23 protein-coding genes and 1 pseudogene are annotated in these 22,925 nt (G+C 41.3%); 9 read left to right on the plus strand and 15 right to left on the minus strand.

Annotation, left to right across the window (positions count from 1 at the left end):
- Nucleotides 1-31: 31 nt before the first annotated feature.
- From ACSVDJ_RS10935 to ACSVDJ_RS10975, 9 genes are all read right to left on the minus strand, one after another.
- A complete protein-coding gene (locus ACSVDJ_RS10935) occupies nucleotides 32-1,204 on the minus strand; it encodes a D-alanyl-D-alanine carboxypeptidase family protein (RefSeq protein WP_439169085.1) in 1,173 nt (390 codons plus the stop codon).
- A 119-nt stretch (nucleotides 1,205-1,323) separates the two neighbouring features.
- The gene (locus ACSVDJ_RS10940; protein WP_439168725.1) at nucleotides 1,324-2,628 is read right to left on the minus strand and encodes a pyrimidine-nucleoside phosphorylase; all 1,305 of its coding nucleotides are present in this window, start codon (nucleotides 2,626-2,628) and stop codon (nucleotides 1,324-1,326) included.
- Between the two features lie 19 nt (nucleotides 2,629-2,647).
- A complete protein-coding gene (locus ACSVDJ_RS10945; protein ID WP_439168726.1) occupies nucleotides 2,648-3,463 on the minus strand; it encodes a purine-nucleoside phosphorylase in 816 nt (271 codons plus the stop codon).
- A 13-nt stretch (nucleotides 3,464-3,476) separates the two neighbouring features.
- Nucleotides 3,477-4,661: a phosphopentomutase gene (gene deoB, locus ACSVDJ_RS10950; protein ID WP_439168728.1), complete on the minus strand. Its 1,185-nt coding sequence runs from the start codon at nucleotides 4,659-4,661 to the stop codon at nucleotides 3,477-3,479.
- Between the two features lie 204 nt (nucleotides 4,662-4,865).
- Nucleotides 4,866-5,759: a site-specific tyrosine recombinase XerD gene (xerD, locus tag ACSVDJ_RS10955; RefSeq protein WP_439168730.1), complete on the minus strand. Its 894-nt coding sequence runs from the start codon at nucleotides 5,757-5,759 to the stop codon at nucleotides 4,866-4,868.
- A gap of 4 nt (nucleotides 5,760-5,763) precedes the next feature.
- Nucleotides 5,764-5,994: a DUF4227 family protein gene (locus tag ACSVDJ_RS10960; RefSeq protein WP_439168731.1), complete on the minus strand. Its 231-nt coding sequence runs from the start codon at nucleotides 5,992-5,994 to the stop codon at nucleotides 5,764-5,766.
- A gap of 192 nt (nucleotides 5,995-6,186) precedes the next feature.
- The gene (gene fur / locus ACSVDJ_RS10965) at nucleotides 6,187-6,666 is read right to left on the minus strand and encodes a ferric iron uptake transcriptional regulator (protein WP_439169086.1); all 480 of its coding nucleotides are present in this window, start codon (nucleotides 6,664-6,666) and stop codon (nucleotides 6,187-6,189) included.
- 113 nt (nucleotides 6,667-6,779) lie between these two features.
- Nucleotides 6,780-7,412: a stage II sporulation protein M gene (spoIIM, locus tag ACSVDJ_RS10970; protein WP_439168733.1), complete on the minus strand. Its 633-nt coding sequence runs from the start codon at nucleotides 7,410-7,412 to the stop codon at nucleotides 6,780-6,782.
- A gap of 66 nt (nucleotides 7,413-7,478) precedes the next feature.
- On the minus strand, nucleotides 7,479-8,030 hold the full coding sequence (locus ACSVDJ_RS10975; protein ID WP_439168735.1) for an NUDIX hydrolase: 552 nt from the start codon (nucleotides 8,028-8,030) through the stop codon (nucleotides 7,479-7,481).
- Nucleotides 8,031-8,133: 103 nt separating this feature from the next.
- Between ACSVDJ_RS10975 and ACSVDJ_RS10980 the strand changes: the two genes are divergently transcribed.
- Nucleotides 8,134-9,045: an aldo/keto reductase gene (locus ACSVDJ_RS10980; protein ID WP_439168737.1), complete on the plus strand. Its 912-nt coding sequence runs from the start codon at nucleotides 8,134-8,136 to the stop codon at nucleotides 9,043-9,045.
- Nucleotides 9,046-9,099: 54 nt separating this feature from the next.
- Nucleotides 9,100-9,744: an SIMPL domain-containing protein gene (locus ACSVDJ_RS10985; RefSeq protein ID WP_439168739.1), complete on the plus strand. Its 645-nt coding sequence runs from the start codon at nucleotides 9,100-9,102 to the stop codon at nucleotides 9,742-9,744.
- A 57-nt stretch (nucleotides 9,745-9,801) separates the two neighbouring features.
- Here the strand turns inward: ACSVDJ_RS10985 and ACSVDJ_RS10990 are convergent.
- Nucleotides 9,802-9,927 (minus strand): annotated as a pseudogene (locus tag ACSVDJ_RS10990) (DUF3886 domain-containing protein); the annotation flags it as partial.
- Between the two features lie 258 nt (nucleotides 9,928-10,185).
- Between ACSVDJ_RS10990 and ACSVDJ_RS10995 the strand changes: the two are divergent.
- Both ACSVDJ_RS10995 and ACSVDJ_RS11000 read left to right on the plus strand, forming a co-directional pair.
- Nucleotides 10,186-11,094: an alpha/beta hydrolase gene (locus ACSVDJ_RS10995; RefSeq protein WP_439168741.1), complete on the plus strand. Its 909-nt coding sequence runs from the start codon at nucleotides 10,186-10,188 to the stop codon at nucleotides 11,092-11,094.
- A 144-nt stretch (nucleotides 11,095-11,238) separates the two neighbouring features.
- Nucleotides 11,239-11,436 (plus strand): YqzH family protein, encoded by a 198-nt coding sequence (locus ACSVDJ_RS11000; protein WP_439168743.1) that lies wholly within the window; start codon nucleotides 11,239-11,241, stop codon nucleotides 11,434-11,436.
- A 60-nt stretch (nucleotides 11,437-11,496) separates the two neighbouring features.
- On the opposite strand, the gene ACSVDJ_RS11005 is transcribed toward ACSVDJ_RS11000, so the two are convergent.
- Both ACSVDJ_RS11005 and ACSVDJ_RS11010 read right to left on the minus strand, forming a co-directional pair.
- Entirely contained in the window at nucleotides 11,497-12,267 is a 771-nt protein-coding gene (locus ACSVDJ_RS11005; RefSeq protein ID WP_439169087.1) for an SDR family NAD(P)-dependent oxidoreductase, read from the minus strand.
- A 36-nt stretch (nucleotides 12,268-12,303) separates the two neighbouring features.
- On the minus strand, nucleotides 12,304-13,275 hold the full coding sequence (locus ACSVDJ_RS11010) for an MBL fold metallo-hydrolase (protein ID WP_439169088.1): 972 nt from the start codon (nucleotides 13,273-13,275) through the stop codon (nucleotides 12,304-12,306).
- 482 nt (nucleotides 13,276-13,757) lie between these two features.
- Between ACSVDJ_RS11010 and proC the strand changes: the two genes are divergently transcribed.
- Together proC and namA are read left to right on the plus strand one after the other, a co-directional pair.
- Nucleotides 13,758-14,579, plus strand: coding sequence for a pyrroline-5-carboxylate reductase (gene proC, locus ACSVDJ_RS11015; protein ID WP_439168745.1), 822 nt, complete (start codon nucleotides 13,758-13,760; stop codon nucleotides 14,577-14,579).
- A 75-nt stretch (nucleotides 14,580-14,654) separates the two neighbouring features.
- A complete protein-coding gene (gene namA, locus ACSVDJ_RS11020) occupies nucleotides 14,655-15,671 on the plus strand; it encodes an NADPH dehydrogenase NamA (protein ID WP_439168747.1) in 1,017 nt (338 codons plus the stop codon).
- A gap of 50 nt (nucleotides 15,672-15,721) precedes the next feature.
- Here namA and rnz read toward each other — a convergent pair whose 3' ends face one another.
- Nucleotides 15,722-16,636, minus strand: a complete 915-nt coding sequence (rnz, locus tag ACSVDJ_RS11025; RefSeq protein WP_439168749.1) for a ribonuclease Z — start codon at nucleotides 16,634-16,636, stop codon at nucleotides 15,722-15,724.
- A 175-nt stretch (nucleotides 16,637-16,811) separates the two neighbouring features.
- On the opposite strand from rnz, the gene zwf reads away from it, so the two are divergent.
- Nucleotides 16,812-18,314 carry a glucose-6-phosphate dehydrogenase gene (gene zwf, locus ACSVDJ_RS11030; protein ID WP_439168751.1) on the plus strand — a complete coding sequence of 501 codons (1,503 nt, stop codon included), beginning with the start codon at nucleotides 16,812-16,814 and terminating at the stop codon, nucleotides 18,312-18,314.
- A 17-nt stretch (nucleotides 18,315-18,331) separates the two neighbouring features.
- Entirely contained in the window at nucleotides 18,332-18,949 is a 618-nt protein-coding gene (locus tag ACSVDJ_RS11035) for a cyclase family protein (protein WP_439168752.1), read from the plus strand.
- A 28-nt stretch (nucleotides 18,950-18,977) separates the two neighbouring features.
- Here the strand turns inward: ACSVDJ_RS11035 and gnd are convergent, their stop codons facing one another.
- Nucleotides 18,978-20,387 (minus strand): NADP-dependent phosphogluconate dehydrogenase, encoded by a 1,410-nt coding sequence (gene gnd, locus ACSVDJ_RS11040; RefSeq protein WP_439169089.1) that lies wholly within the window; start codon nucleotides 20,385-20,387, stop codon nucleotides 18,978-18,980.
- Between the two features lie 527 nt (nucleotides 20,388-20,914).
- Between gnd and ACSVDJ_RS11045 the strand changes: the two genes are divergently transcribed.
- Nucleotides 20,915-22,318 carry an APC family permease gene (locus tag ACSVDJ_RS11045; RefSeq protein WP_439168754.1) on the plus strand — a complete coding sequence of 468 codons (1,404 nt, stop codon included), beginning with the start codon at nucleotides 20,915-20,917 and terminating at the stop codon, nucleotides 22,316-22,318.
- 59 nt (nucleotides 22,319-22,377) lie between these two features.
- On the opposite strand, the gene ACSVDJ_RS11050 is transcribed toward ACSVDJ_RS11045, so the two are convergent.
- A complete protein-coding gene (locus tag ACSVDJ_RS11050; protein WP_439168756.1) occupies nucleotides 22,378-22,854 on the minus strand; it encodes a chemotaxis protein CheW in 477 nt (158 codons plus the stop codon).
- Nucleotides 22,855-22,925: the final 71 nt, after the last annotated feature.

The following is a 22,925-nucleotide window of genomic DNA, read 5'->3' on the forward strand; positions in this document are numbered from 1 at the left end:
CGTATTCGCTAAAAGAATCGTTGCTTCGTCACTATGCATCGCTCGTTTTCGTAAAGTAATGAAACACTTTTTTGTAAAATTGCCACCAGCTTGCCCTATCAATATCTTCTTTGGCGATGAGCGGTGTTTTCGAAATGACCTTTCCCTCTCTTTTAATGCGTAATTCTCCAAGCTTTGTTCCTTTTTTGATAGGTGCTTGAATGTTTTTTTGCAAGTGGAGCTGTTGCTTCATTTTGACTTGTTTGTCTCCTTTGCGAGCAATGACGGATACGTTTTCTCCTGTTTCTAAAGCCACTTTATTTTTATGACCTTTCACTACATTTAAATTGGTGATTTCTCTCCCTTTTTCATAAAGAGGCGTGAGGGCGTAGTGATGAAATCCATAATCCATCATTTTCGTAATTTGAGCGTTGCGATCTTTCGGCGTTGGCGCTCCAAACACGACGGCAACAAGGCGCATCTTCCCTTTTTGGGCAGTTGTCGTTAAGCAATATTTCGCTTCGTTCGTAAACCCCGTTTTCAGCCCATCTACTCCCGGGTAAAATTTCAGTAAACGGTTCGTATTGACAAGCCAAAACTTTTTATCTGTTCCATTTCGTAAATAGGCTTCATATGTTCCAGTGAATTCGGTAATTCGCTCATGATTTAATAATTCTTTCGCCATGATTGCCATATCGTAGGCAGAGCTATAATGACCTTTCTCAGGAAGTCCCGTCGCATTTTTAAATTGCGTTTGTTTTAAATCTAGTTCTTTCGCTTTTTTGTTCATCATTTGAACGAATGCTTCTTCACTACCTCCAATTCGTTCCGCCATCGCAACAGAGGCATCATTGGCCGATCCAATCGCAATTGCTTGGAGCATTTCCTTGACCGTCATTTCTTCTCCAGGCTCTAAAAATATTTGTGATCCTCCCATCGAAGCAGCAAGATCACTCGTCCTCACCGGATCTTCCCATGATATTTTTTTACTTTCGATCGCTTCCATAATGAGCAGCATCGTCATAACTTTAGTCATAGAGGCTGGTGGTAGCGGTTTATGGCTATCTTTCTCAAACAGCACAGTCCCGGTATCTTTTTCAATCAAAATAGCGGACTTGGCACTTTCAGCTATTTGTAGCTGATCATCGACTTCATTCGCTGAGGAAAGAGGGGGTATACTATGCCAAATGAGCAAAAAGGCAAGGAATAATACAAACTTTCGCATCATGATTAAATAACCTCCATTGTTGTGAACTATTCATACGATATAACCCCATCTTTTCCAATATCTCTATTTTTATACAAAAAAAGAAGCACCCTTTTTCAGGATGCTTCCATCTCAGTCTATTTCATCATTTCTTCATGCACGAGTATAGGTGGAGCAATTTTTTCTTCAGAAAGAAGAATGCTCTTGTACAGCTCTTCTTTCACTTGTTCTACCTCTTCGGTATTACTGTGTATAGTAACTAACGATTCGCCCACTTCAACTTTGTCGCCGATTTTTTTATTCAACATTAAACCGACGGCGAGATCGATGTCAGATTCCTTTGTCGCTCGACCAGCACCAAGCCACATCGCGGCTGTTCCGACATGGTCGGCAATAATTTCTGACACATAACCTTCTTCTTTTGCTACTAATTCAATTTGATAAGCCGCTTGAGGAAGCTTCGTCGGATCATCTACAATCGATCCATCTCCACCTTGAGCTTCAATGAAAACTTTGAATTTCGCTAACGCTTGACCATTTTCAATAACTTCTATCAGTTTTTGACGGGCTTCTTCAAGAGAAGATGCTTTTCCTGACGCATACACCATATGGCTACCAAGGACTAAGCAAAGCTCCGTTAAATCCTCAGGACCTTCCCCCTTTAATGTGTCGATCGCTTCTTGTACTTCGAGTGCATTACCAATCGCAAACCCTAATGGCTGGCTCATATCTGAAATCACCGCCATCGTCTTTCGACCGACATGATTGCCGATATTGACCATCGCTTGAGCGAGGTCACGTGAGTCTTCAAGTGTCTTCATAAACGCGCCTGCGCCTGTTTTAACATCTAACACAATCGCATCGGCGCCCGCGGCGATTTTTTTGCTCATAATCGAGCTAGCGATCAACGGAATGTTGTTCACCGTACCAGTCACATCACGAAGAGCGTATAGCTTTTTGTCTGCTGGTGTTAAGTTACCGCTTTGCCCAATAACCGCAATTTTATTTTTATTCACAAGCTCGATAAACTGTTCATTCGTTATTTCTACATGAAAACCTTCTGCTGCTTCTAGCTTATCGATCGTTCCACCAGTATGTCCAAGTCCGCGACCACTCATTTTGGCGACGGGTACACCAACCGCTGCAACTAGCGGGCCAAGCACTAAAGTCGTTGTATCTCCTACACCGCCAGTAGAATGCTTATCGACCTTGATACCTTCGATGGCGGACAGATCAATTTGATCGCCAGAATTGACCATTGCCATCGTTAAATCCGCTCGCTCTTGTTCAGTCATTCCTTGAAAGTAAATCGCCATTAATAAAGCACTAATTTGATAATCAGGTATCGTTCCTTTTGTATAACCGTCGATGATAAAGTTAATTTCTGTCGTTGTTAATGGATGCCCATCACGTTTTTTTTCAATTAAATCTACCATTCTCATCTGATGATCGCGCCTCTCTTTACATGGATTTAATAATTTCTTTTACATACAACAAAAAGTCAGCTCGAACTTTTTCTGTCGTTTCAATGACTTCATCATGAGCTAGCGGTTGATCCAACATACCAGCCGCCATATTAGAAATACAAGAAATTCCAAGCACCTTCATCTCACTGTGACGAGCAACAATTACTTCTGGTACGGTAGACATACCGACAGCGTCACCGCCAAGTGTTCTTGCCATCCGCACTTCAGCCGGCGTTTCATACACTGGTCCGGTATTTCCGACATAGACCCCTTCTTGAACAGACAGGTTGATCTTTTCGGCAATCTCTTTCGCCAGTTTTTGAAGTTCTCTGTTGTAAGCTTCCGACATATCAGGGAAACGAACACCGAGACGATTGTCATTTGGACCAATTAGTGGATTACCACCCATCATATTAATGTGGTCCGTAATGATCATTAAATCTCCCGGTTCAAACGCTTCGTTAACGCCTCCAGCTGCGTTCGTCACAATCACTGTTTCTACGCCCAACGCTTTCATTACACGTACGGGGAAGGTCACTTGATCAAACGAATACCCTTCATAATAATGAAAACGACCTTGCATAGCCACCACTTCTTTACCAGATAGCGTACCGAATACAAGTTGCCCAGCATGTCCTTCGACTGTAGACACTGGAAAGTCAGGAATCTCACTATAAGGAATTTTAACTGCATTCTCAATTTCATCAGCAAGTACGCCAAGACCAGAACCTAAAATCAAACCAATTTCCGGACTTTTTTGGCTCACTTTTGTTAAATATTGTTTCGCTTGTTCTATTGTTTCTACATTCATTATTTTTTCTCCCCTACTTTAAGTCGTTTAAAAAGCTTTCGCCATAGTTAGGCATCTTGACGCCGAAATTGTCTGCTACTGCGGCACCGATATCAGCGAAAGTCTTTCTGATCGGCAATTCCTTGCCAGATTGGAAACGTGGTGAATAGACAATTAATGGAACGTACTCACGCGTATGGTCAGTCCCATGATGGATCGGATCGTTTCCGTGATCTGCAGTAATGATCAATAAGTCGTCAGTTGTCATTTTCTCAAATACTTCTGGAAGTCTAGCATCAAACTCTTCTAATGCCTTGCCATAACCAAGCGGATCGCGACGATGTCCAAATAACGCATCGAAGTCGACGAGATTGACAAAGCTTAAACCAGTAAACTCTTGATCAAATGCTTGAATAAACTTGTCCATACCATCCATATTTGATACTGTTCGTACCGCTTGTGTCACTCCTTCTCCGTCGTAAATATCGGAAATTTTTCCGATCGCAATGACGTCGTACTCGGCATCTTTCATTTCGTTCATCACCGTGCGTTCAAATGGCTTTAGTGCATAGTCATGACGATTCGAAGTACGCGTAAAAGCTCCTGGCTCACCGATAAACGGACGAGCAATTACACGACCCACCATATATTTTTCATTGAGAGTGAGTTCTCTGGCAATTTCACAAATTTGGTAGAGCTCGTTTAAAGGAACGACTTCTTCATGCGCCGCAATTTGCAACACAGAATCAGCGGACGTATACACAATCAATGCCCCTGTTTCCATATGTTCTTTGCCAAGCTCATCTAAAATGGCTGTTCCGCTTGCTGGTTTATTGCCAATCACTTTTCTTCCTGTTCTTTGCTCTAACTCATCAATTAATTCATCAGGAAATCCATCAGGAAACACTTGGAAAGGCGTTTGAATATTTAACCCCATAATCTCCCAATGGCCAGTCATTGTATCTTTCCCGTTAGAAGCTTCTTCCATTCTCGTATAATAGGCAAGAGGTTCATTCGCTCTTTCAAGTCCTTGAATGTCTCGAATGTTCGCAAGCCCAAGCTTTGCCATATGCGGCATATGTAATCCGTTCATTTTTTCTGCGATATGACCTAATGTATCTGACCCTAAGTCATTGAATTTTTCGGCATCTGGTGCCTCGCCAATCCCTACTGAATCCATCACTAGTAAATGAATTCGTTTAAATGTAGACGCTGCCATTTTATGTCCTCCTTTTTCTCTCTTCTACTGAACATATTACCCTAATTTTATTCGAATAATCATCTACTAAATCGTCAGAAGTCTGACAACCTTATTTCCTTTTATTTTACCCGATTTTATCGCTTTTGTACAAGTAAAAGGAGAAGGCCATCCCATGAAAAGGTGCGAATGACACACCTTTCCACTAGACAGCCTGTTCGATGATTAAGCTCGCGGATGAAATTGTGTATATACGTCTTTCATTCTTGTTTTCGTCACATGGGTATAGATCTGTGTCGTTGAAATGTCAGCATGGCCAAGCATTTCTTGCACCGCGCGTAAATCGGCCCCATTTTCTAATAAGTGCGTAGCGAAAGAGTGGCGTAATGTATGCGGCGTTAACTCTTTTTCAATATCCGCTTTTTGAGCGAGCCCCTTTAATATTTTCCAAAACCCTTGTCGCGTTAACCGGTTGCCATGGTGATTTAAAAACAAAGCTTCTGTTGTGCGTTTAGCTGACTTCAATTTCGGTCTTCCGTCTTGAAGATAGGCTTCAATCACGCCAATTGCTGTTTGGCCAATCGGGATGATTCTTTCTTTATTTCCTTTACCGAAACAGCGGACAAATCCCATTGTTAAGTGAATATCTTCTAGATTTAACGAGGTTAACTCACTTACTCGGATGCCTGTCGCATACAATAGCTCTAGCATCGCTTGATCTCGCAGGCCAAACGGTGTCGACGTGTCCGGTGCCGCCATTAACGCCTCCACTTCAGACAAATTGAGCACTTTCGGTAATTTCTTCTCCGTTTGTGGTGTTTCGATATGGACAGAAGGATCTTGATCAACTGCCTTTTCACGAAGCAGAAATTGATGAAAAGATCGAACCGATGCGATGTGCCGTGCGATCGTTTTCGATGATTTCCCCTCTGTTTTTAACTCATTTAGAAATTGAATAATATGAACACGTGTCACGTCATTTAATGAAGGCAACTGCTCCACTTTCTCAATATACAATAAGTAACGTTTTAAATCGCGCTCGTAAGCTGCAATTGTATTTTTAGCTAGCCCTTTCTCAACGACCATATAATGAATGAAATCTTGTAATTGATCCTTCATTGAATTACTCCCCATCTAAATAAAAAAGCAGCAGGCGCTTCAGCCAGCGCACATCTACATCTTCTACTTGAACAGCAACTTTCATTGCTGCTCCTTCTGGCTCATCATACCGATGCTTTTTCTCATATTCCTGTTGAAGCCAAACAATTCCACTATAAAATAAAAGCGTTAAACTAGTAAATAAAAAAAACACTCCACTCGCTCGCCGTACAGCTTTTCCCCATTCTCGTATCATCTCTTCCCCCTACTCGCTATCATAATTTATATAGCTTATGCTAGCTGAGTGGAGATGTAGAACTGGATATAAGACAAATATAAAAGACTGTCCCTTAAGCGCTTCACTTCTTCACTAGCGTATCAGTATGTTTACATCGATACTACTTATCATTGTGAAGACATTTGCTTTTCTCTTTAGGACAGCCCTTTATTAGTCTACATGCTGCTTTTCATTTTCTTCTTGTTGTTCCGCTTTCTCCTGACAACGCCAACAAATTCCATGAAAAGTTAAACGATGGTCTTTCACTTTAAATTTCCAATCACGTTCAACGATGACCTCTACGTCTTCGAGAAGGTCTTCCTGAATTTCATCGACCGCTCCACATTCAATGCAGACAAGATGATGATGAAAATGAGCGGCGCCTTCTTGACGCAGATCATAACGAGAAACACCGTCCCCGAAATTTATCTTATCTACTACTTTCAATTCATTCAGCAATTCCAACGTTCGATAGACGGTAGCCAATCCAATTTCAGGCGCTTTTTCTTTCACTAGGAGGTATACATCTTCTGCGCTTAAATGATCTTCTTCATGCTCAAGTAGCACCCGTACAGTAGCTTCGCGCTGAGGAGTTAATTTATAACTCGCAGAATGCAACTGTTTCTTAATTCTTTCTATCCGACTCTCCATCATAAGTCCCCTCCCACGCTGATGTATTCTTTATTATAACAAATTGGGAGGAGGTTGCAAAATAAAATCATTACAATATCCTCTTAATAATTATTTTTCGTTGATAATTATTATCATATAACCATTTTCATTAGTAACGGTGAAATATAGGCTTCAACTCCAGCCGCCATCGCCGCTGCTGCGATAGCGATGAAAAAAAACAAGATGTATCGCAAAAGGAAAGGGCCGATATAAAATTGATTCCCTTGCTTCATAAATATCTTTTTAATAAGTTGCAATGAGAATGCCGTTGAAACTGCGGCAACAAATAAGAAAATCGGTATAATAATTAAATTTTGCGGTAGCACCGTCGTCATCGATAAGAAGAAGCCTTTCCAGCTCATTTGCTGAACAAGAAAGCCTACGGAAAAACCGATGACGATCCCCTTCATAAATAAGAAGATAAAAATGAGTGGTAAACCGATAATCGAAATGCCAAACAGCCAAATAGAACCTAAATACTTTACATTATGAATAAAGCTTTGCCAAAATATATCTTGTGAGACTGCGATTTGACCATCCGATACTTGTCCAAAAAATTGCTGTAAATAATAAGCTAAATCTTCTTTTTGATTAAGCGACAGACTATTGACGACAACCGCTCCAAATACGACTCCCATAAAAAAAAGCACAGCGACAAATACGTAGATGGAGGCATTCGCCTGAACGTGTTGACCAATTAAAATCGACGAGATCTTTTTCCGCATATAAGCTCCCCCTTTTACTATTAGTTCACTTTATGTATAAGGAGAGCTGAATATGCGTTCGCTTATTTAGTTATTCAGTTGCTGCTGAAGCTGTAAATATTGAATCGCGTAGACTGTTTTCGCATCGAAAATTCGTTGCTCCTTAATGAGCTGCTCCGCGTCTGTTAACGTCACTTCCATCACCTCAACAAACTCATCTTCATCCAATGATAACGCATCCTCTTTCTTGACTAACCCTTCTGCAATAAATACGTGAACAAGCTCATCCGCAAAGCCTGGTGACGTATAAAACGATTGTAGCAATGTCATACTTTCACAATCATAGCCCGTTTCCTCTTCTAGCTCTCGACGTGCACACACTTCCGGCTCTTCTCCTGCCTCTAGCTTGCCCGCTGGAATTTCTATTAATGAACGCTCTAACGCTTTACGGTACTGTTCCACTAAAACAATCTTTCCTTCCGCTGTCAAAGCAAGTACAGCTACAGCACCAGGATGCTTAATAATTTCTCGCTTCCCTGTTTTCCCGTCTGGTAACATAATATCATCGACTTGTAGCCGAATAATTCTCCCTTCAAAAATCGGCTCAGTGTGGATCGTCTTCTCTTCAAATTTTTTCACCTTGATCACTCCTTTTTCTCTTTCTCATTTTACCACAGCTAGACAGAACATTTGTCTCAAAGCACTTCTCTTCGTTATGATGAAGAAAAGGAGTGAAGAAGAAATGAAAAAGCAACAACTTGGACATTCCCATTTACAAGCAAGTGAACTCGCCCTCGGCTGCATGTCGCTAGGAACAGATGAAAAAATAGCACACGCTATCATTGAGGCTGCACTCGAAGAAGGGATCAACTATTTTGATACAGCCGACTTATATGATTTTGGCGTTAACGAACGTCTCGTTGGACAAGCGTTAAAATCGGTTCGTGAGGAAGTACTTATCGCCACAAAAGTGGGAAATCGTTGGCAAGAAGGAAAAGATGGCTGGACATGGGACCCATCGAAAGCCTACATTAAGGAGGCCGTCAAAGATAGCTTGCAACGCTTACAGCTTGACTATATCGACTTATACCAACTTCATGGTGGAACAATTGACGACCCGATTGAAGAAACGATTGAAGCCTTTGAAGAATTGAAAAAAGAAGGTTTCATCCGCGCCTATGGAATCTCTTCGATTCGTCCAAATGTCATTCGTGAATTCGTGAAGCATTCTTCCATCGACAGCGTGATGATGCAATACAGCTTACTCGACCGCCGTCCTGAAGAAGCGATATTGCCACTACTCCGAGAACATGGCATTAGTGTCGTTGCACGCGGGCCGCTTGCTAAAGGGTTATTAAGTGACCATTGGAGAAAGAAAGTAAAAGAGCAAGGATACCTTGATTATTCAGCACACGAATTAAACGAGCTGCTCGAAAAACTAGAACAACGAACAACAAATGAACACTCATTAAACGGTCTCGCACTTCGCTATCTTTTACAACATGAGTCTGTCACTTCCGTCGTCACTGGCGCAAGCTCTGTCCAACAGCTAAAGGAAAATGTTCGTGCGCTAAAGGAAGCCTCGCTGTCAACGAAAGAGTATGAGCTATTGCAATCACTTACAAAAGAAGCGCGTTATAGCCAACATCGATGAACAGGTGGTAACTCCCTTTTTGGAGACATATATAAAAACCAAGGAGGGAGAAAAATGAAATATGATAAGTCTGATTCCCCTACAATGATCGTTGAGGGGAAAGCAACCGTCACGACCGCACCAGATCAAGCGGTGATCACGATTGGAGTCGTAAGTGAAGCAAAACAGGTGATCGATGCTCAACAGCAAAATAGCTCTGTTTCCAATCAAATCATCCAAGCGTTAAATAAAAGTGGGATTCCTTCAAGTGATATTAAAACAAAGCAATACTCCATTCGACCTGTATATCAATATACAGAAGGACAATCGATCTTAACTGGATACGAGGTTCGGCATTTATTAGAAGTGCAAGTGAATCAATTACAACAAATCGGAACCATTTTAGCGGTCGCTACCGAAAACGGGGCCAATATTATCGAAGACATTACCTTCAAAACGTCCGCTCCTCATGCCGCTTATCGTCAAGCGTTACAGCTCGCTACTTTAGATGCAGTGGGCAAAGCGAAAGAATTAGCAAAGACGCTCCATGTTCAACTCAATCAAACACCGATAAAGCTAGTAGAAAGTAGTGCTCACATCCAATCAAGGCCAATGGAGAAAATGGTATTATCCGCCTCGACTGAATCCGTTCCGATTGAACCAGGAGAACTGACCTTTTCGGCTGCTGTCGAGGCTACGTTTGCTTATACTAACTTTTAATACGAAAAAAGCTGTTCATAAGTCACGCATTCCGTACTTACGAACAGCCTTTTCGTCTTATTTAAATTTCGTCCAGTCCATAGAGCTATCATTTAACAGTTCTTCAAAGCTTTTGTTTTTCTCTCGTTGACGTCTTTCCTCTTTCTTGCGCTTTTCCTCTGCTTCTTTTTGCTGTTGCTCCTGTTCCTTTAATTCTTATTGTTTTATTTTTAACTGTTCAAGTACACCTGCATTTAATGTGTCTTTTAACGTTAATCCATCTTCCTTGGCGGACGTTGATGGATGCTTCATTGATTGTTTTTTCTTTTTCATCGTTTCTGCCCCTTCCTTTTCATGCGTATCGTATATTTTACCTCAGAATGAACGCGAGGTGAACCACATGATCTTTCTTATTTGAAATGGTACACTTAATGCAGAATGTGACTAATTTGAGGTGAGAATATGAAAAAGTGGTGGACCGTTCTCGGGACAACAGCTGCAGTGACTGCTGCTGTTGGTATGTATGTATCTAACCGAGTGTTGTACATGAAGAAAAAAGATGAACAGCTCATTTATAAACGAGAGGTCGAAGCGAAACGACTAGATATCGAAGCGTATGAACAGCTCCCGAAAGAAGACGTATGGATTCAATCGCCCTTCGGCTACCGATTGAAAGCTGTCTTTGTTACCCCTTACCCGGGTCGTCCATATGTGATTTTCTGCCATGGCGTTACTGAAAACAAAACGAACTCGATTAAATATATGAATTTATTTATTAAACGAGGCTTTAATGGCATTATTTACGATCATCGTCGTCACGGCGAATCGGAAGGAATAACGACTAGTTACGGGCATTATGAGAAATACGATTTACAAGCAGTCGTCAATGAATTAATTCGCCGCGAAGGGGAACACATCTCTTTCGGTATCCATGGAGAATCGATGGGAGCCGCCACTTTGCTGTTATATGCAGGAACGGTTGAGGATCGGGCTAGTTTTTATATTGCTGATTGTCCGTTCTCTGATTTTAGAGAGCAAATGGCTCATCAAATGAAGCGAGAAATCAAGGTTGCGCCACAAGCTCTTGTTCACTTAGCCGAATGGATGGTGGCCTGGCGAGATCGTTTTCGTCTATCAGAGGTCTCCCCTCTTACAGCCGTCGAAAACATAAAAAAACCGATCCTTTTCATTCATAGTGAAGACGATGAATTTATTCTCCCTGATATGACAAAAGAGCTCTTCCGCCGAAAAAAAGGACCAAAAGAGCTATATTTAGCACCAAATGGCGCACACGCCCAATCGTTCAATGAAAACCCGGAGCAATACGAACAAGTCATCGATCATTTTCTCAAGCATTTTGATCTACACTAAAGGTCTTTCTCGATGCCGGGCATAAAGGAAAGTTCCAATCATGCGTGCGCGTAGAAAAGTATTGGACGAAGAGTAAGACAGAGCGGACAGTCGATATGGCTGTCCGTTATTCATGAACAAACAACCATCTGGGGAGCGATGAGATTGCCACAACCATTTATTCAAAAGAGAATCGAACAAAGCTTAGCCAAATATGATTATGAGCCTGATTGGCAGCAAGAGAAAGAGCTATTACTCCATCTCATTAGCCGTATAGAGAAACGTTGTGCCAATGAAGGAGAAGATCTCTACGAAGTCATTGAAGATGAAATCTACTCATTTGTTACTGGAAATAATGAATAAAGAAAAAGCTAGGCATCTCCACATATTTATGGTAGCGAAGCCTAGCTCTTTAGTAACCGGTTATTTTTTAAAAAACGCTTTTCTTCCTAAGCGCTCAACGACACGGGGAAATAATGTATAAAAAATACTACCTGTGTTCATCCATTTCGGCAAATTAATTTCTCTTTTATTCGTACCGATGGCTTTGATAATCGCCCTTGCTACTTTTTCCGGCTGCAGCATCCATCGGCCTACATTTTCAACGTAAGCACCTGATGGATCAGCAGTGGTGAAGAAATCTGTCGCAATCGGCCCCGGATTGACAGCCGTCACATGCACGTTGTCACGAGCTAGCTCCATTCGCAAGCTGTTCGTATAACCAAGCACCGCATGTTTCGTCGCTGCATATATGCTCGATTTCGGTGTAGCCATTTTCCCCGCTTGCGAAGCAATATTCATAATATGGCCGCTTTTTCTTATCTGCATATCCTTCATCACCATTTCCGTACAAGCGATCACCCCTAACACATTGACCTGAAACATCGCCTCAGTATCCTCCCATTTCGCTTCATGAGCATAATCAAACACGCCAAAACCAGCGTTATTGATTAATACATCAATGGAACCAAAACGAGTAAAGATCTCCGCAAATACCTTTTCAACCTCCGTCCTTTTGCTCACATCCATCGAATAAACAAAGACATCCTTTGTAGCAAAATCCTGTTCTATTTTCTGCTTCAGTAGCTCTAAGCGATCGAGACGGCGCGCTAACAAAACGAGCTGAGCCCCTTCCTTCGCCGCTAGCTTTGCTATTTCATAACCAAGGCCGCTAGAGGCTCCTGTAATCACCATCGTTTTCCCTTTCAGACGCACATCCTCCACTCCTTTTTACACAGGGAAATAATACAAAATCCCTTCATCATTCATTTGAGCTTCTATCTGTCCGTTATTCTGCAAATAATCAAGCTGGCCAACAGTTTCTGATAATGTGAGTGCGGTTTCTTTTAGATAAATAGCTGGAAACAGTTGTTGACAGACTTGAAAAGCGGTCAGCGGTTTTTCTTTTATCATCTCGTATACGGACATCGCTCGCTCATGTTGGCGTTGTAGGCGACGAGCAATAAGTTCATGACTATTTTTCACTTCCGTTCCGTGACCTGTGTAAGCAATATGAATCGGTAGTTCGAGCATTTTTCTCAATGAATGGTTGTATTGAACTTGTGGTTTCGGGCGTTCTTCCGTCATCACTAAAGGTGGTTCTAGTAAAGGGTTAGAGGATACCTTCGCTAACAGATGATCCCCCGCTAATAGAGTCCCATCCTTCTCTCGGAAAAAGACTAAGTGACTTTGCGAATGTCCCGGCGTTTCATACACCATCCACTCATGCATACCGAACAAGCGCTCACCTTCTCGCACCTCTTGTGTCAGTTTTCCGTGTTCACAGGCAAATTTCAATGGCGCACCTATTTGCTCCGGACGAAATTCCAACTCTTTCGGTAAGCCCAATTGAACATATAACGCACGTAAAAAATCAACATATTCCTTCATAAGCGCTTCATCCCTTGATAGCCAATTAGCACAATAACGATGACCGATCACATCAATTTCATCCGGGAGAAAATCCAACAAACCGACATGATCCGGATGATGATGCGTTAATACCACTTGCTCTAAATCTTCAGGGGTATATCCAAGCTGAGATAATCCATACACGAAAGCCTCCCAGGAAGCCTTTGTTTTCACCCCAGCATCCACTAGCGTCAAACGATCTCCCTTCACAACATAGACATTCACATCTCCGACAGGAAAAGGAGTAGGCAATGTAATTTTAGCAATATCTCCAAACTGCTCTACATTCATCATTTCCGCACACCACCTCATAAATATTCATTTTAAATATTGAAGCACCATTCATTAATTTTATATGTTCCTATTGGAAAAGTCATTATTTTCTTTATACGAACCATGAAAAAAATCGATTATTTTTCAATTTACACCTTGACAAAACGGCATATAATTATGCATAATCACATATAAATCAGTGAGCATTTAATAGAAAATTCTAAAAATAAAAGCGATGACAAAGGCCAGTAAATAAAAAAAGGTGCAAGAGAGTGAAGCTCGTCGGCTGAAAGGCTTCATCACCCACTTTTTTATCGAACCTACCTTATGAGCTGTTAGGAAAACCTAAACGCCTCCCCAGCGTTAACGGGAAGAGAAGTGTGCGGCCGTTGTTCGGCTCGTAAACAAAGGTGGTACCACGGAAGCTAACACCCTTTCGTCCTTTTTCAAGAGGATGAAAGGGTGTTTTTTATGTTAACAAACAAAAGGAGGGCTTTCCTATGAAAACCGTATTTATTGGGGCTGGGTCCATGGCAGAGGCAATGATTTCTGGTGCGATTTCAAGCGGAGCGCTAAAGCATACAGATATTTATGCCACGAATCGAGCGAATGAAACGAGACTGAAGGAACTAAAAGACCAATATAACATTCACACTAGTTATCAAATAGACGAAATGTTCGAGAACAGCAAAATCATCGTCTTAGCGATGAAGCCGAAAGACGCAAAAACAGCTTTAGAAACGATCAAACCGTTTATTTCCCCTACTTCATTGATTATTACGTTAATGGCGGGTGTCACGATTGACTTTATCGAAAGAGAGTTGAACGAACCATGTGGTGTCATCCGCTCGATGCCTAACACATCAGCAGCTGTAGGAAAATCCGCAACGGCGATCGCTTTAAACCAACATGTATCGGAAGAACAGAAGCAAAAAGCGATTAGCCTCTTTTCTTCGATTGGCATGACTAAAATTGTAAAAGAAGAGCAGCTCGATGCTGTCACTGGGCTTTCTGGAAGCGGTCCTGCATATATTTATTATGTCGTTGAAGCGATGGAGCAAGCAGCTGAAGCGATCGGTCTAGAAAAAGAAATTTCTAAACCACTGATTATTCAAACTTTGCTTGGAGCTGCAGAAATGTTATCTGTCTCTGACGGCAAAGCGGAACAATTAAGAAAGGCTGTCACAAGTCCAGGAGGAACGACCGAAGCTGGCATTCGCCTATTAGAAAATCAACAAGTAAAAGAAGCGTTTGTGAACTGCATTCAAGAAGCAACAGCCCAGTCTAAACGACTTGGTTTGCCTTATCAAATTCACAACTAAACGTAACAGCTATTATTTGGGCTGCCTGACAAACCTTGCTATAATGAAAAAGAACCATTATAAGGGGGAGAGATCATGGCAGCTAAATTGTTTGAACCATACAAAATTAAAAATATCACGTTAAATAACCGTATCGTCATGTCTCCGATGTGCATGTATTCCGCTGAAGGTGACGGAAAAGTGACCGATTGGCATTTCGTTCACTATCCTACACGTGCAATCGGACAGGTCGGCTTAATTATGGTCGAAGCAACAGCTGTGACGCCTGAAGGACGTATTTCCGAACGAGATCTTGGAATTTGGAGCGATGACCATCTTGAAGGGCTATCGAAGCTAGTGTCTATGATCAACGTACATGGAGCAAAAACAGCGATTCAACTCGCTCACGCTGGACGCAAATCAACAGTTAATGGCGAAATTATTGCGCCTTCTCCACTTTCGTTTAATAAAAATATGAAGACGCCGAAAGAAATGACAAGCGAGGAGATTGACGAGACGATCAAAGCTTTTGCTGAAGGTGCCAGACGTGCCAAAATTGCCGGCTTTGATATCATTGAACTTCATGGAGCACATGGATATTTAATGAATGAATTTTTGTCGCCATTAACGAACCAACGTGAAGATCAATATGGTGGTAGCGTTGACAACCGTTTTCGTTTTTTACAGAGAGTCATTGAAGCCGTTCAAAAAGAATGGGATGGTCCTTTATTCGTTCGGATTTCAGCGACTGATTATCATCAACACGGATTAGATGTAGAGGATTATATTGAAATCGCTCGGAGAATGAAAGATTTAGGAGTCGATTTAATTGATGTAAGCTCTGGAGCGGTCGTCCCAGCACGAATCAATGTCTTTCCAGGCTATCAAGTTAAGCTGGCTGAAACCGTGAAGCACGGCGCAAACATCCCTGTCGGCTCTGTCGGTATGATCACATCCGGTCTACAGGCGGAGGAAATCTTGCAAAACGACCGAGCCGATTTAATTTTTGTAGGGCGTGAACTGTTGCGCGATCCTTACTGGCCACGAACAGCAGCGAGAGAATTACATGTAGAAATAGAAGCCCCTGTACAGTATCAACGAGGCTGGAATTGATCAAAGCTACATATTATGTAAATGGGGCTGAAATCTACAGCCCTGCTTTTTTATATCGGTAGTTCTAGAAAATCATACGCGATCTTTACCGGTGAAAATACAGATGTAGCTTCCGCTTGTAACCCTTTCGCCTCTTCCTTCGTATAACGTGAACTAATATGCGTTAAGCAAAGAGCTTTCACTCCCGCCTCACGCGCAATTTCCGCTGCTTGTTGTGTTGTTGAATGAAAATAATCACGAGCCATTTGTGGTTGATCCGCCGCAAATGTCGCTTCATGCACAAGTAAGTCCGCTTCTTTTGCAAGCTTCACCGCCGCTTCGCATGGTCGAGTATCTCCTAAAATTGTGAGCACTTTCCCTTTTTGCGGCGGCCCTACATACGGATCTGGATCGATGCATCGTCCATCCGCTAATTGAATTGTGCGCCCTGCTTTAAGTTCTTTGTAATACGGACCTGGTGGAATACCATCTGCTTGTAACCGGTCAACTAGTAACACTCCTGGTTTATCCTTCTCACAAATACGATACCCGTAAGATGCTATTCCATGGTCTAGCAACCGAACCTCTACTTTCATCGTTTCATCTTCAAACATGATGCCTTCTTCGATCTCGACAACATTTAACTCATACTGTAGCCTTGTACAACTCACGCGCAAACTAACATCAATAAACTCTTTAATTCCAGGCGGCCCATACACGGTCAACGGCAGATCTCCGCCTTGAAAGGAACGGCTTCCTAAAAACCCTGGTAACCCAAAAATGTGATCACCATGCAAATGAGTAATAAATATTTTTTCCACCCGTCTTGGCTTCAATGAAGTATGCAAAATTTGATGCTGAGTCGCTTCACCACAATCAAACAACCAGACCGCTCCCCGTTCATTTAACATCTTCAATGCTACCGAGCTGACGTTTCGCATTTTTGCCGGCATGCCAGCGCCCGTTCCTAAAAATAATAATTCCAATATATCCACTTCCTTGTGAGTCAACTATTCCCTTTTTTAGCTATCCTTATATTTTGTCATATTCTATTCAAAGATGCCACCTTTCTAATGACAAATAGTACTTGTATGAAAGCGGATTTTATGGAAAAATGCTATAGAGAACAGTTCTATACATTATAAAGTGAGGTCTTACAGTGTGAATTCAACAGAAACCACTTCAGCATTAATCTTATTATTCGGAGCCACCGGCGACTTAGCGAAGAGAAAGTTATTTCCTTCTTTGTACCGACTCTATAAAAAAGGCAACTTGAACGAGCAGTTTGCGGTGATCGGAACCGCTCGCCGTGATTGGACAAACGAGACATTTCAACAGCATGTGAAGGAATCCGTTATGGCCTCTACTAATCAATGCGAGAAGCTAGATGAGTTTGTTTCCCATTTCTATTATCAAGCTCATGACGTTTCAGATTCAAGCTCTTATCGCACGTTAAAAACGCTTGCCGATCAATTAGATGAAAAGTATCATCTACAAGGAAACCGCTTATTTTATTTAGCGATGGCTCCTGAATTCTTTGGTACGATTGCCGATCATGTCAAAGCAGATGGATTGACAGACACGAAAGGCTATCACCGCCTTGTCATTGAAAAGCCATTCGGTCATGACTTACCTTCAGCGGAAAAGCTTAATCAGCAAATTCGCCAATCCTTTGAGGAAAATGAAATTTATCGAATCGATCATTACCTAGGAAAAGAAATGGTACAAAATATTGAAGCAATCCGTTTTGCGAACGCTCTATTTGAGCCACTTTGGAATAATCGTTACATCTCTAACATCCAAGTGACATCTAGTGAAACGCTTGGTGTGGAAGAACGCGGACGCTACTATGAAACAAGCGGCGCCTTAAAGGATATGGTCCAAAACCATTTAATGCAAATGGTTGCCTTGCTTGCCATGGAGCCGCCGATTAAACTATCAACGGATGAAATTCGTAGCGAGAAAGTAAAAGTTTTACGTGCCTTGCGTCCAATTACAGAGGAAAATGCCGATGACTATTTCGTACGTGGTCAATATGGACCAGGGGAACTAGACAACGAGCATTTACAAGGATATCGTGAAGAAATGAATGTCGACCCTGACTCTAATACAGAAACATTCGTTGCTGGAAAGTTAATGATTGATAATTTTCGCTGGGCAGGTGTTCCTTTTTACATAAGAACAGGAAAAAGAATGCCAACAAAATCAACGAAAATCGTCGTTCAATTTAAAGATATTCCAATGAACTTATATTATCAGCCAGACCAGCCGCTCGCGCCCAATTTGCTTGTGATCCATATTCAACCGGAAGAAGGAATTACCCTTCATCTAAATGCGAAACGAACAGGCCAGCAATTGTTAACAAACCCTGTAAAGCTTAGCTATGCTAATAACAGCATCGACGGTATGAATACACCAGAAGCGTATGAAAAGCTCTTACATGACGCTTTACGCGGAGATGCAACCAACTTCACCCACTGGGATGAAGTCGCACTATCTTGGCGCTTTGTCGATGTCATTTCAGATTATTGGGAAGAAAAGAAAGCGGCGTTTCCTAACTACGAAGCTGGATCTACAGGACCTAAAGCAGCGGATGAACTGTTAGAAAAAGACGGTTTCTTCTGGTGGCCACTATCAACGCTTGAAGTGGATGTTTGTAATTAAGAAAGGACGTGTCCAAATTGAAAATTTATGATATTACTGCTCCTATTTTTCCTGGTATGCCTGTTTATAAAAACAAGCCAGAAAAGCAACCAACGATTGATACGAAAACGAACGGACATGTAACGGAATCGCGTATTGCGATGGATGTTCATACAGGTACTCACGTCGATGCCCCGCTTCATATGATGAACGAAGGAGCAACGATTGAAACGATCGCGATTGAGCAGCTCGTCCGTCCTTGTAAAGTAATCGATGTGACAAGTGCTACTGAAAAAGTGACAAAAGCGGATCTTGAATCGCTGTCGATTGAAAAAGACGATTTTATTTTATTAAAAACGAAAAATTCGTTTGACACAGAATTTAATTTTGACTTTATTTATGTAGCTGAAGATGCGGCTGAATACTTAGCGAACATCGGCATCGCCGGCGTCGGCATTGATGCACTTGGTATTGAGCGCGCACAAGAAGGCCATCCGACCCACCGCACATTAATGGGACAAGGTGTGATCATCATCGAAGGATTAGCGCTGAAAGATGTAGAAGCAGGAAACTATTTCATGATGGCCGCTCCGCTTAAAATTTCTGGAACGGACGCTTCACCAGCACGAGTGTTACTGTTAGACAACTTAAAGTAAAAAAAAGCGGGCTCATCGCCCGCTTTTTTTATTTCATCCACTCTGTGTGGAAAATACCTTCTTTATCGATGCGCTCATACGTATGAGCACCGAAGTAATCTCGTTGTGCTTGAATTAAATTCGCCGGTAAAGAAGCTGTACGATAGCTATCATAATAAGATAGTGCTGCTGATAACGTCGGTACTGGAATACCCGCCTTCACCGCAGTTGCTAACACGTCACGAAGCGCTTCTTGATAATTTTCAACGATATCTTTGAAATATGGGTCAAGAAGTAAATTCGTTAAGCCTGGCTCACGATCATACGCTTCTTTAATTTTTTGTAAAAATTGAGCACGAATAATACAGCCACCACGGAAGATCATCGCAATATCTCCGTAACGAAGATCCCAGCCATACTCTTCAGATGCTGCTTTCATTTGCGCAAAACCTTGGGCATAGGAACAAATTTTACTCATATATAACGCTTTACGTACCGCTTCAATAAATTCTTCACGGTTACCAGCAAATTCTTTTGCTTCTGGACCTTTTAACAATTTACTCGCGTGTACACGCTCTTCTTTTAAAGCAGAAATAAAGCGAGCGAATACGGATTCTGTAATCAATGGAAGTGGAACTCCAAGGTCTAATGCGCTTTGGCTCGTCCATTTACCCGTTCCTTTTTGACCTGCTTTATCTAAAATGACATCAACAAGTGGTTTGCCTGTTTCTTCATCGACTTTCGTAAAAATATCAGCCGTAATTTCAATTAAATAGCTATCTAGCTCGCCCTTATTCCACTCGGAGAACACTTCATGAAGCTCCGTCGCTGTCAAACCGACAACATGCTTTAATAAAAAGTACGCTTCTGAAATCAGCTGCATATCTCCGTACTCAATTCCGTTATGGACCATTTTGACATAATGACCTGCACCATCTGGACCGATATAAGTACAGCAAGCTTCTTCATCCACTTTTGCAGAAATATCCTTAAAAATTGGAGCAACAAGTTCATACGCTTCTTTCTGTCCACCTGGCATGATCGACGGTCCTGTCAAGGCGCCTTCTTCTCCACCGGAAACGCCTGTACCAATGAAGTGAATGCCACTGCTACTTAACTCCTTATTGCGGCGTTGTGTATCTTCAAAGAACGTATTTCCACCATCAATTAAAATATCGCCAGGTGATAAAAACGGCTTCAACTGCTCGATCGTCGCATCCGTTGCTGCGCCCGCTTTCACCATTAACAAAATTTTTCGTGGCGTCTCTAACGACTGAATAAATTCCTCAACACTATATGTACCAACAATTTGCTTTCCTTCACTTTGAAGAAGCATTTCGTCTGTTTTTTCTCGTGAGCGGTTAAACACAGAAACCGTATATCCTCGACTTTCAATATTCCAAGCAAGATTTTTGCCCATTACTGCTAATCCAATCACACCAATTTGTTGTGGCATGATTTCACATCCTCTCAACTATAAAATTTACTTTTATATTATAACAATCTCTGCGCATCAAAACAGCATTTGAAAGTACTTTTTATTGTATTTTATTGCAATCCACCTGTAAAAAAATTAATTTCATGTTTACAAAGTTTTCACAATATTGTAAACTATCATTAAATCAAACCAAATAGTTTTAGATTTTTTTTGCAATTTAGCAACAAACCATCCAATATTAAGTAACTGTTAAGTCTACTCGCTTTTCCAGCCAGATTAGTTTCAGTAGACGTATAGCCAGTTTATTTCATCCTCCAGTGTTTTACTGTAGGCGGAAATAGGCTGGCTTTTTTATTGTTTGAAAGGAGTGTGGAAACAACCGGCATAAATAACAAACTAAGTTTTTAATGACACGAGCCGGCTTTTATCACCCATTTGTTATAAGTATAACAAAGTTGAAAAGTGCACGGTCAACAGAGGTATAATATTCTTAATATTAAAAATAATTTCGGATAATAGCGGTTCCATCTGAAATATTGGAGGTTATAATGGAAAAGAAGCAAGATTTTAACAAAGTGTTGTCGCGTTTTGATGTATTGGTATTAGCTTTTGGAGCTATGATTGGTTGGGGATGGGTTGTCCTTTCTGGAAACTGGATTTTAGAAGCAGGGTCCCTTGGTTCAATTATTGCCTTTTTGCTCGGTGGTATTTTAGTTATTTTTGTCGGTTTAACATACGCTGAGCTTACGACAGTCTTTCCGAAAACAGGTGGTGCCTATCACTTTGTTAAAGAAACCCTCGGTGTGAAAGCAGCCTTTATCGTCTCTTGGGCCTTATTATTAGGATATATTACCGTAGTTGCCTTTGAAGCAGTAGCGCTTCCAACTGTTATTGAATATATTTTCCCTAATTATAAAACGGGTTATTTGTGGACATTAGCTGATTATGAAGTGTATGCTTCATGGGCAGCGATTGGGATGGTTGGTTCAATTATTGTCACTATTATCAACTGGAAAGGTGTTAAACAGGCTGCCTTTCTTCAAATTGTATTAACCTCATTATTAACAGTGATTGGATTAATGCTAGTATTCGGTTCGATTTTTGGCGGCGGAGAAATGAAAAACATGGAGCCTCTTTTCGTTGGCGGTATGGGCGGAATGATGGCGGTCATGATTATGACTCCATTCTTATTCGTTGGATTTGACGTCATCCCTCAAGTAGCAGAAGAAATGAATATTCCAATGAAAGCAATCGGAAGAATTTTACTTCTATCTGTAAGCTTTGCAGTTCTATGGTATATACTTATTATCTTTGGCGTTTCATTAAGTCTTGTACCAGAAGAGTTAGCGAATAGTAGTTTAGCTACAGCAGACGCGATGGGAGCTGCCTTTGGTTCTCCGGTCTTTGCTAAAATTTTAATCCTTGGTGGAATCGCCGGTATTTTAACAAGCTGGAATGCCTTTATTATCGGTGGTAGCCGTATTATGTATGCGATGGCGCAAGATGGTGTGTTACCTGCTTGGTTTGGAAAGATCCATCCAAAGTATAAAACACCTGCGAATGCCATTTTATTCATTGGTACTTTATCTACTTTAAGTCCTTTACTAGGTCGCCCAGCACTTGTTTGGTTTGTAGACGCTGGTGGTTTAGCTATTGTAATCGCTTACTTCATGGTTTCTTGGGCATTCCTTACTCTACGTAAAAACCAGCCAGATCTTGAAAGACCGTTTCGCGCAGGAAAAAGCTCATTCATTGGTTGGATGTCTTTCATTTTAACATTTGGCTTTATCATTTTATACATGCCTGGTATGCCATCTGCGTTAATCTGGCCATACGAGTGGGCAATTACTCTCGCTTGGTGGGTCCTTGGATTCCTCTTCCTATTTAAAATGAATTCACGCTCAAAGGGAGTAGCCAAGGTGCAAAATAATACAGTAAGACAAGCAAAATAAAGTGAAACTTTAAAAAGAAAACAGCACTGTTTGAACAGACGCTGTTTTCTTTTTATCCTTTATTGATCATCCTTCGCTTCTATCATAAAATCTTTCACTGCGTCTATTCCTTCTAGTGAAGAAACTAACACATCCATATCAATGATCGTAATTAGCCGATCGCCAATCGTCGCTACCCCGGAGAAAAATCTTGTACTTTCATAAGATATTAAATTCACTTGTCGAACACTCTCTTCAGGGAACTCAATGATTTCCTTCGCTTCCTTTACCAATAAGCCTACTGGTAACGAATTAGTCTGAACGATTAGGAGTCGAGCCTCTTCTAAACTAGGTAGCATCCGCTTATACAACACGTACTCAAAATCAATCACAGGCAAAAGCTCTTCCCTAATCTTCGTTACCCCTTTTAAATAAAGAGGTAAGTGAGGAATCGGATTGATGAAATTTACCTTTTCAATAGAGATAACCGCTTGAATCGGAACTGCATATTCTTCATTTCCAGACTCAAAAATGACCGCTTTATTGATCGATTGCATAACTTTCCTCCTTCATTTTCTCCTCTTAATGTACCATATTAAAAAGAAAAATAGATAGAAAGAATGACAAA

Source organism: Bacillus sp. Hm123, from assembly GCF_051842975.2.
Classification (GTDB): Bacteria; Bacillota; Bacilli; order Bacillales; family Domibacillaceae; genus Bacillus_CE.

Bases quoted from the DNA above. Each gene is read 5' to 3' on its own strand.
- ACSVDJ_RS10945 (WP_439168726.1), bottom strand. From the start codon at position 3,463: ATGAATGTAGAAACAATAGAACAAGCGAAACAATATTTAACAAAAGTG.
- ACSVDJ_RS11010 (WP_439169088.1), bottom strand. From the start codon at position 13,275: ATGAATGTAGAGCAGTTTGGAGATATTGCTAAAATTACATTGCCTACT.
- spoIIM (WP_439168733.1), bottom strand. From the start codon at position 7,412: ATGCGGAAAAAGATCTCGTCGATTTTAATTGGTCAACACGTTCAGGCG.
- deoB (WP_439168728.1), bottom strand. From the start codon at position 4,661: ATGGCAGCGTCTACATTTAAACGAATTCATTTACTAGTGATGGATTCA.
- xerD (WP_439168730.1), bottom strand. From the start codon at position 5,759: ATGAAGGATCAATTACAAGATTTCATTCATTATATGGTCGTTGAGAAA.
- ACSVDJ_RS10985 (WP_439168739.1), top strand. From the start codon at position 9,100: ATGAAATATGATAAGTCTGATTCCCCTACAATGATCGTTGAGGGGAAA.
- ACSVDJ_RS10995 (WP_439168741.1), top strand. From the start codon at position 10,186: ATGAAAAAGTGGTGGACCGTTCTCGGGACAACAGCTGCAGTGACTGCT.
- ACSVDJ_RS10940 (WP_439168725.1), bottom strand. From the start codon at position 2,628: ATGAGAATGGTAGATTTAATTGAAAAAAAACGTGATGGGCATCCATTA.
- ACSVDJ_RS10935 (WP_439169085.1), bottom strand. From the start codon at position 1,204: ATGCGAAAGTTTGTATTATTCCTTGCCTTTTTGCTCATTTGGCATAGT.
- proC (WP_439168745.1), top strand. From the start codon at position 13,758: ATGAAAACCGTATTTATTGGGGCTGGGTCCATGGCAGAGGCAATGATT.
- ACSVDJ_RS11045 (WP_439168754.1), top strand. From the start codon at position 20,915: ATGGAAAAGAAGCAAGATTTTAACAAAGTGTTGTCGCGTTTTGATGTA.
- ACSVDJ_RS10960 (WP_439168731.1), bottom strand. From the start codon at position 5,994: ATGATACGAGAATGGGGAAAAGCTGTACGGCGAGCGAGTGGAGTGTTT.
- ACSVDJ_RS11005 (WP_439169087.1), bottom strand. From the start codon at position 12,267: ATGGTGATTACAGGAGCCTCTAGCGGCCTTGGTTATGAAATAGCAAAG.
- fur (WP_439169086.1), bottom strand. From the start codon at position 6,666: ATGGAGAGTCGGATAGAAAGAATTAAGAAACAGTTGCATTCTGCGAGT.
- namA (WP_439168747.1), top strand. From the start codon at position 14,655: ATGGCAGCTAAATTGTTTGAACCATACAAAATTAAAAATATCACGTTA.
- ACSVDJ_RS11050 (WP_439168756.1), bottom strand. From the start codon at position 22,854: ATGCAATCGATCAATAAAGCGGTCATTTTTGAGTCTGGAAATGAAGAA.
- ACSVDJ_RS10980 (WP_439168737.1), top strand. From the start codon at position 8,134: ATGAAAAAGCAACAACTTGGACATTCCCATTTACAAGCAAGTGAACTC.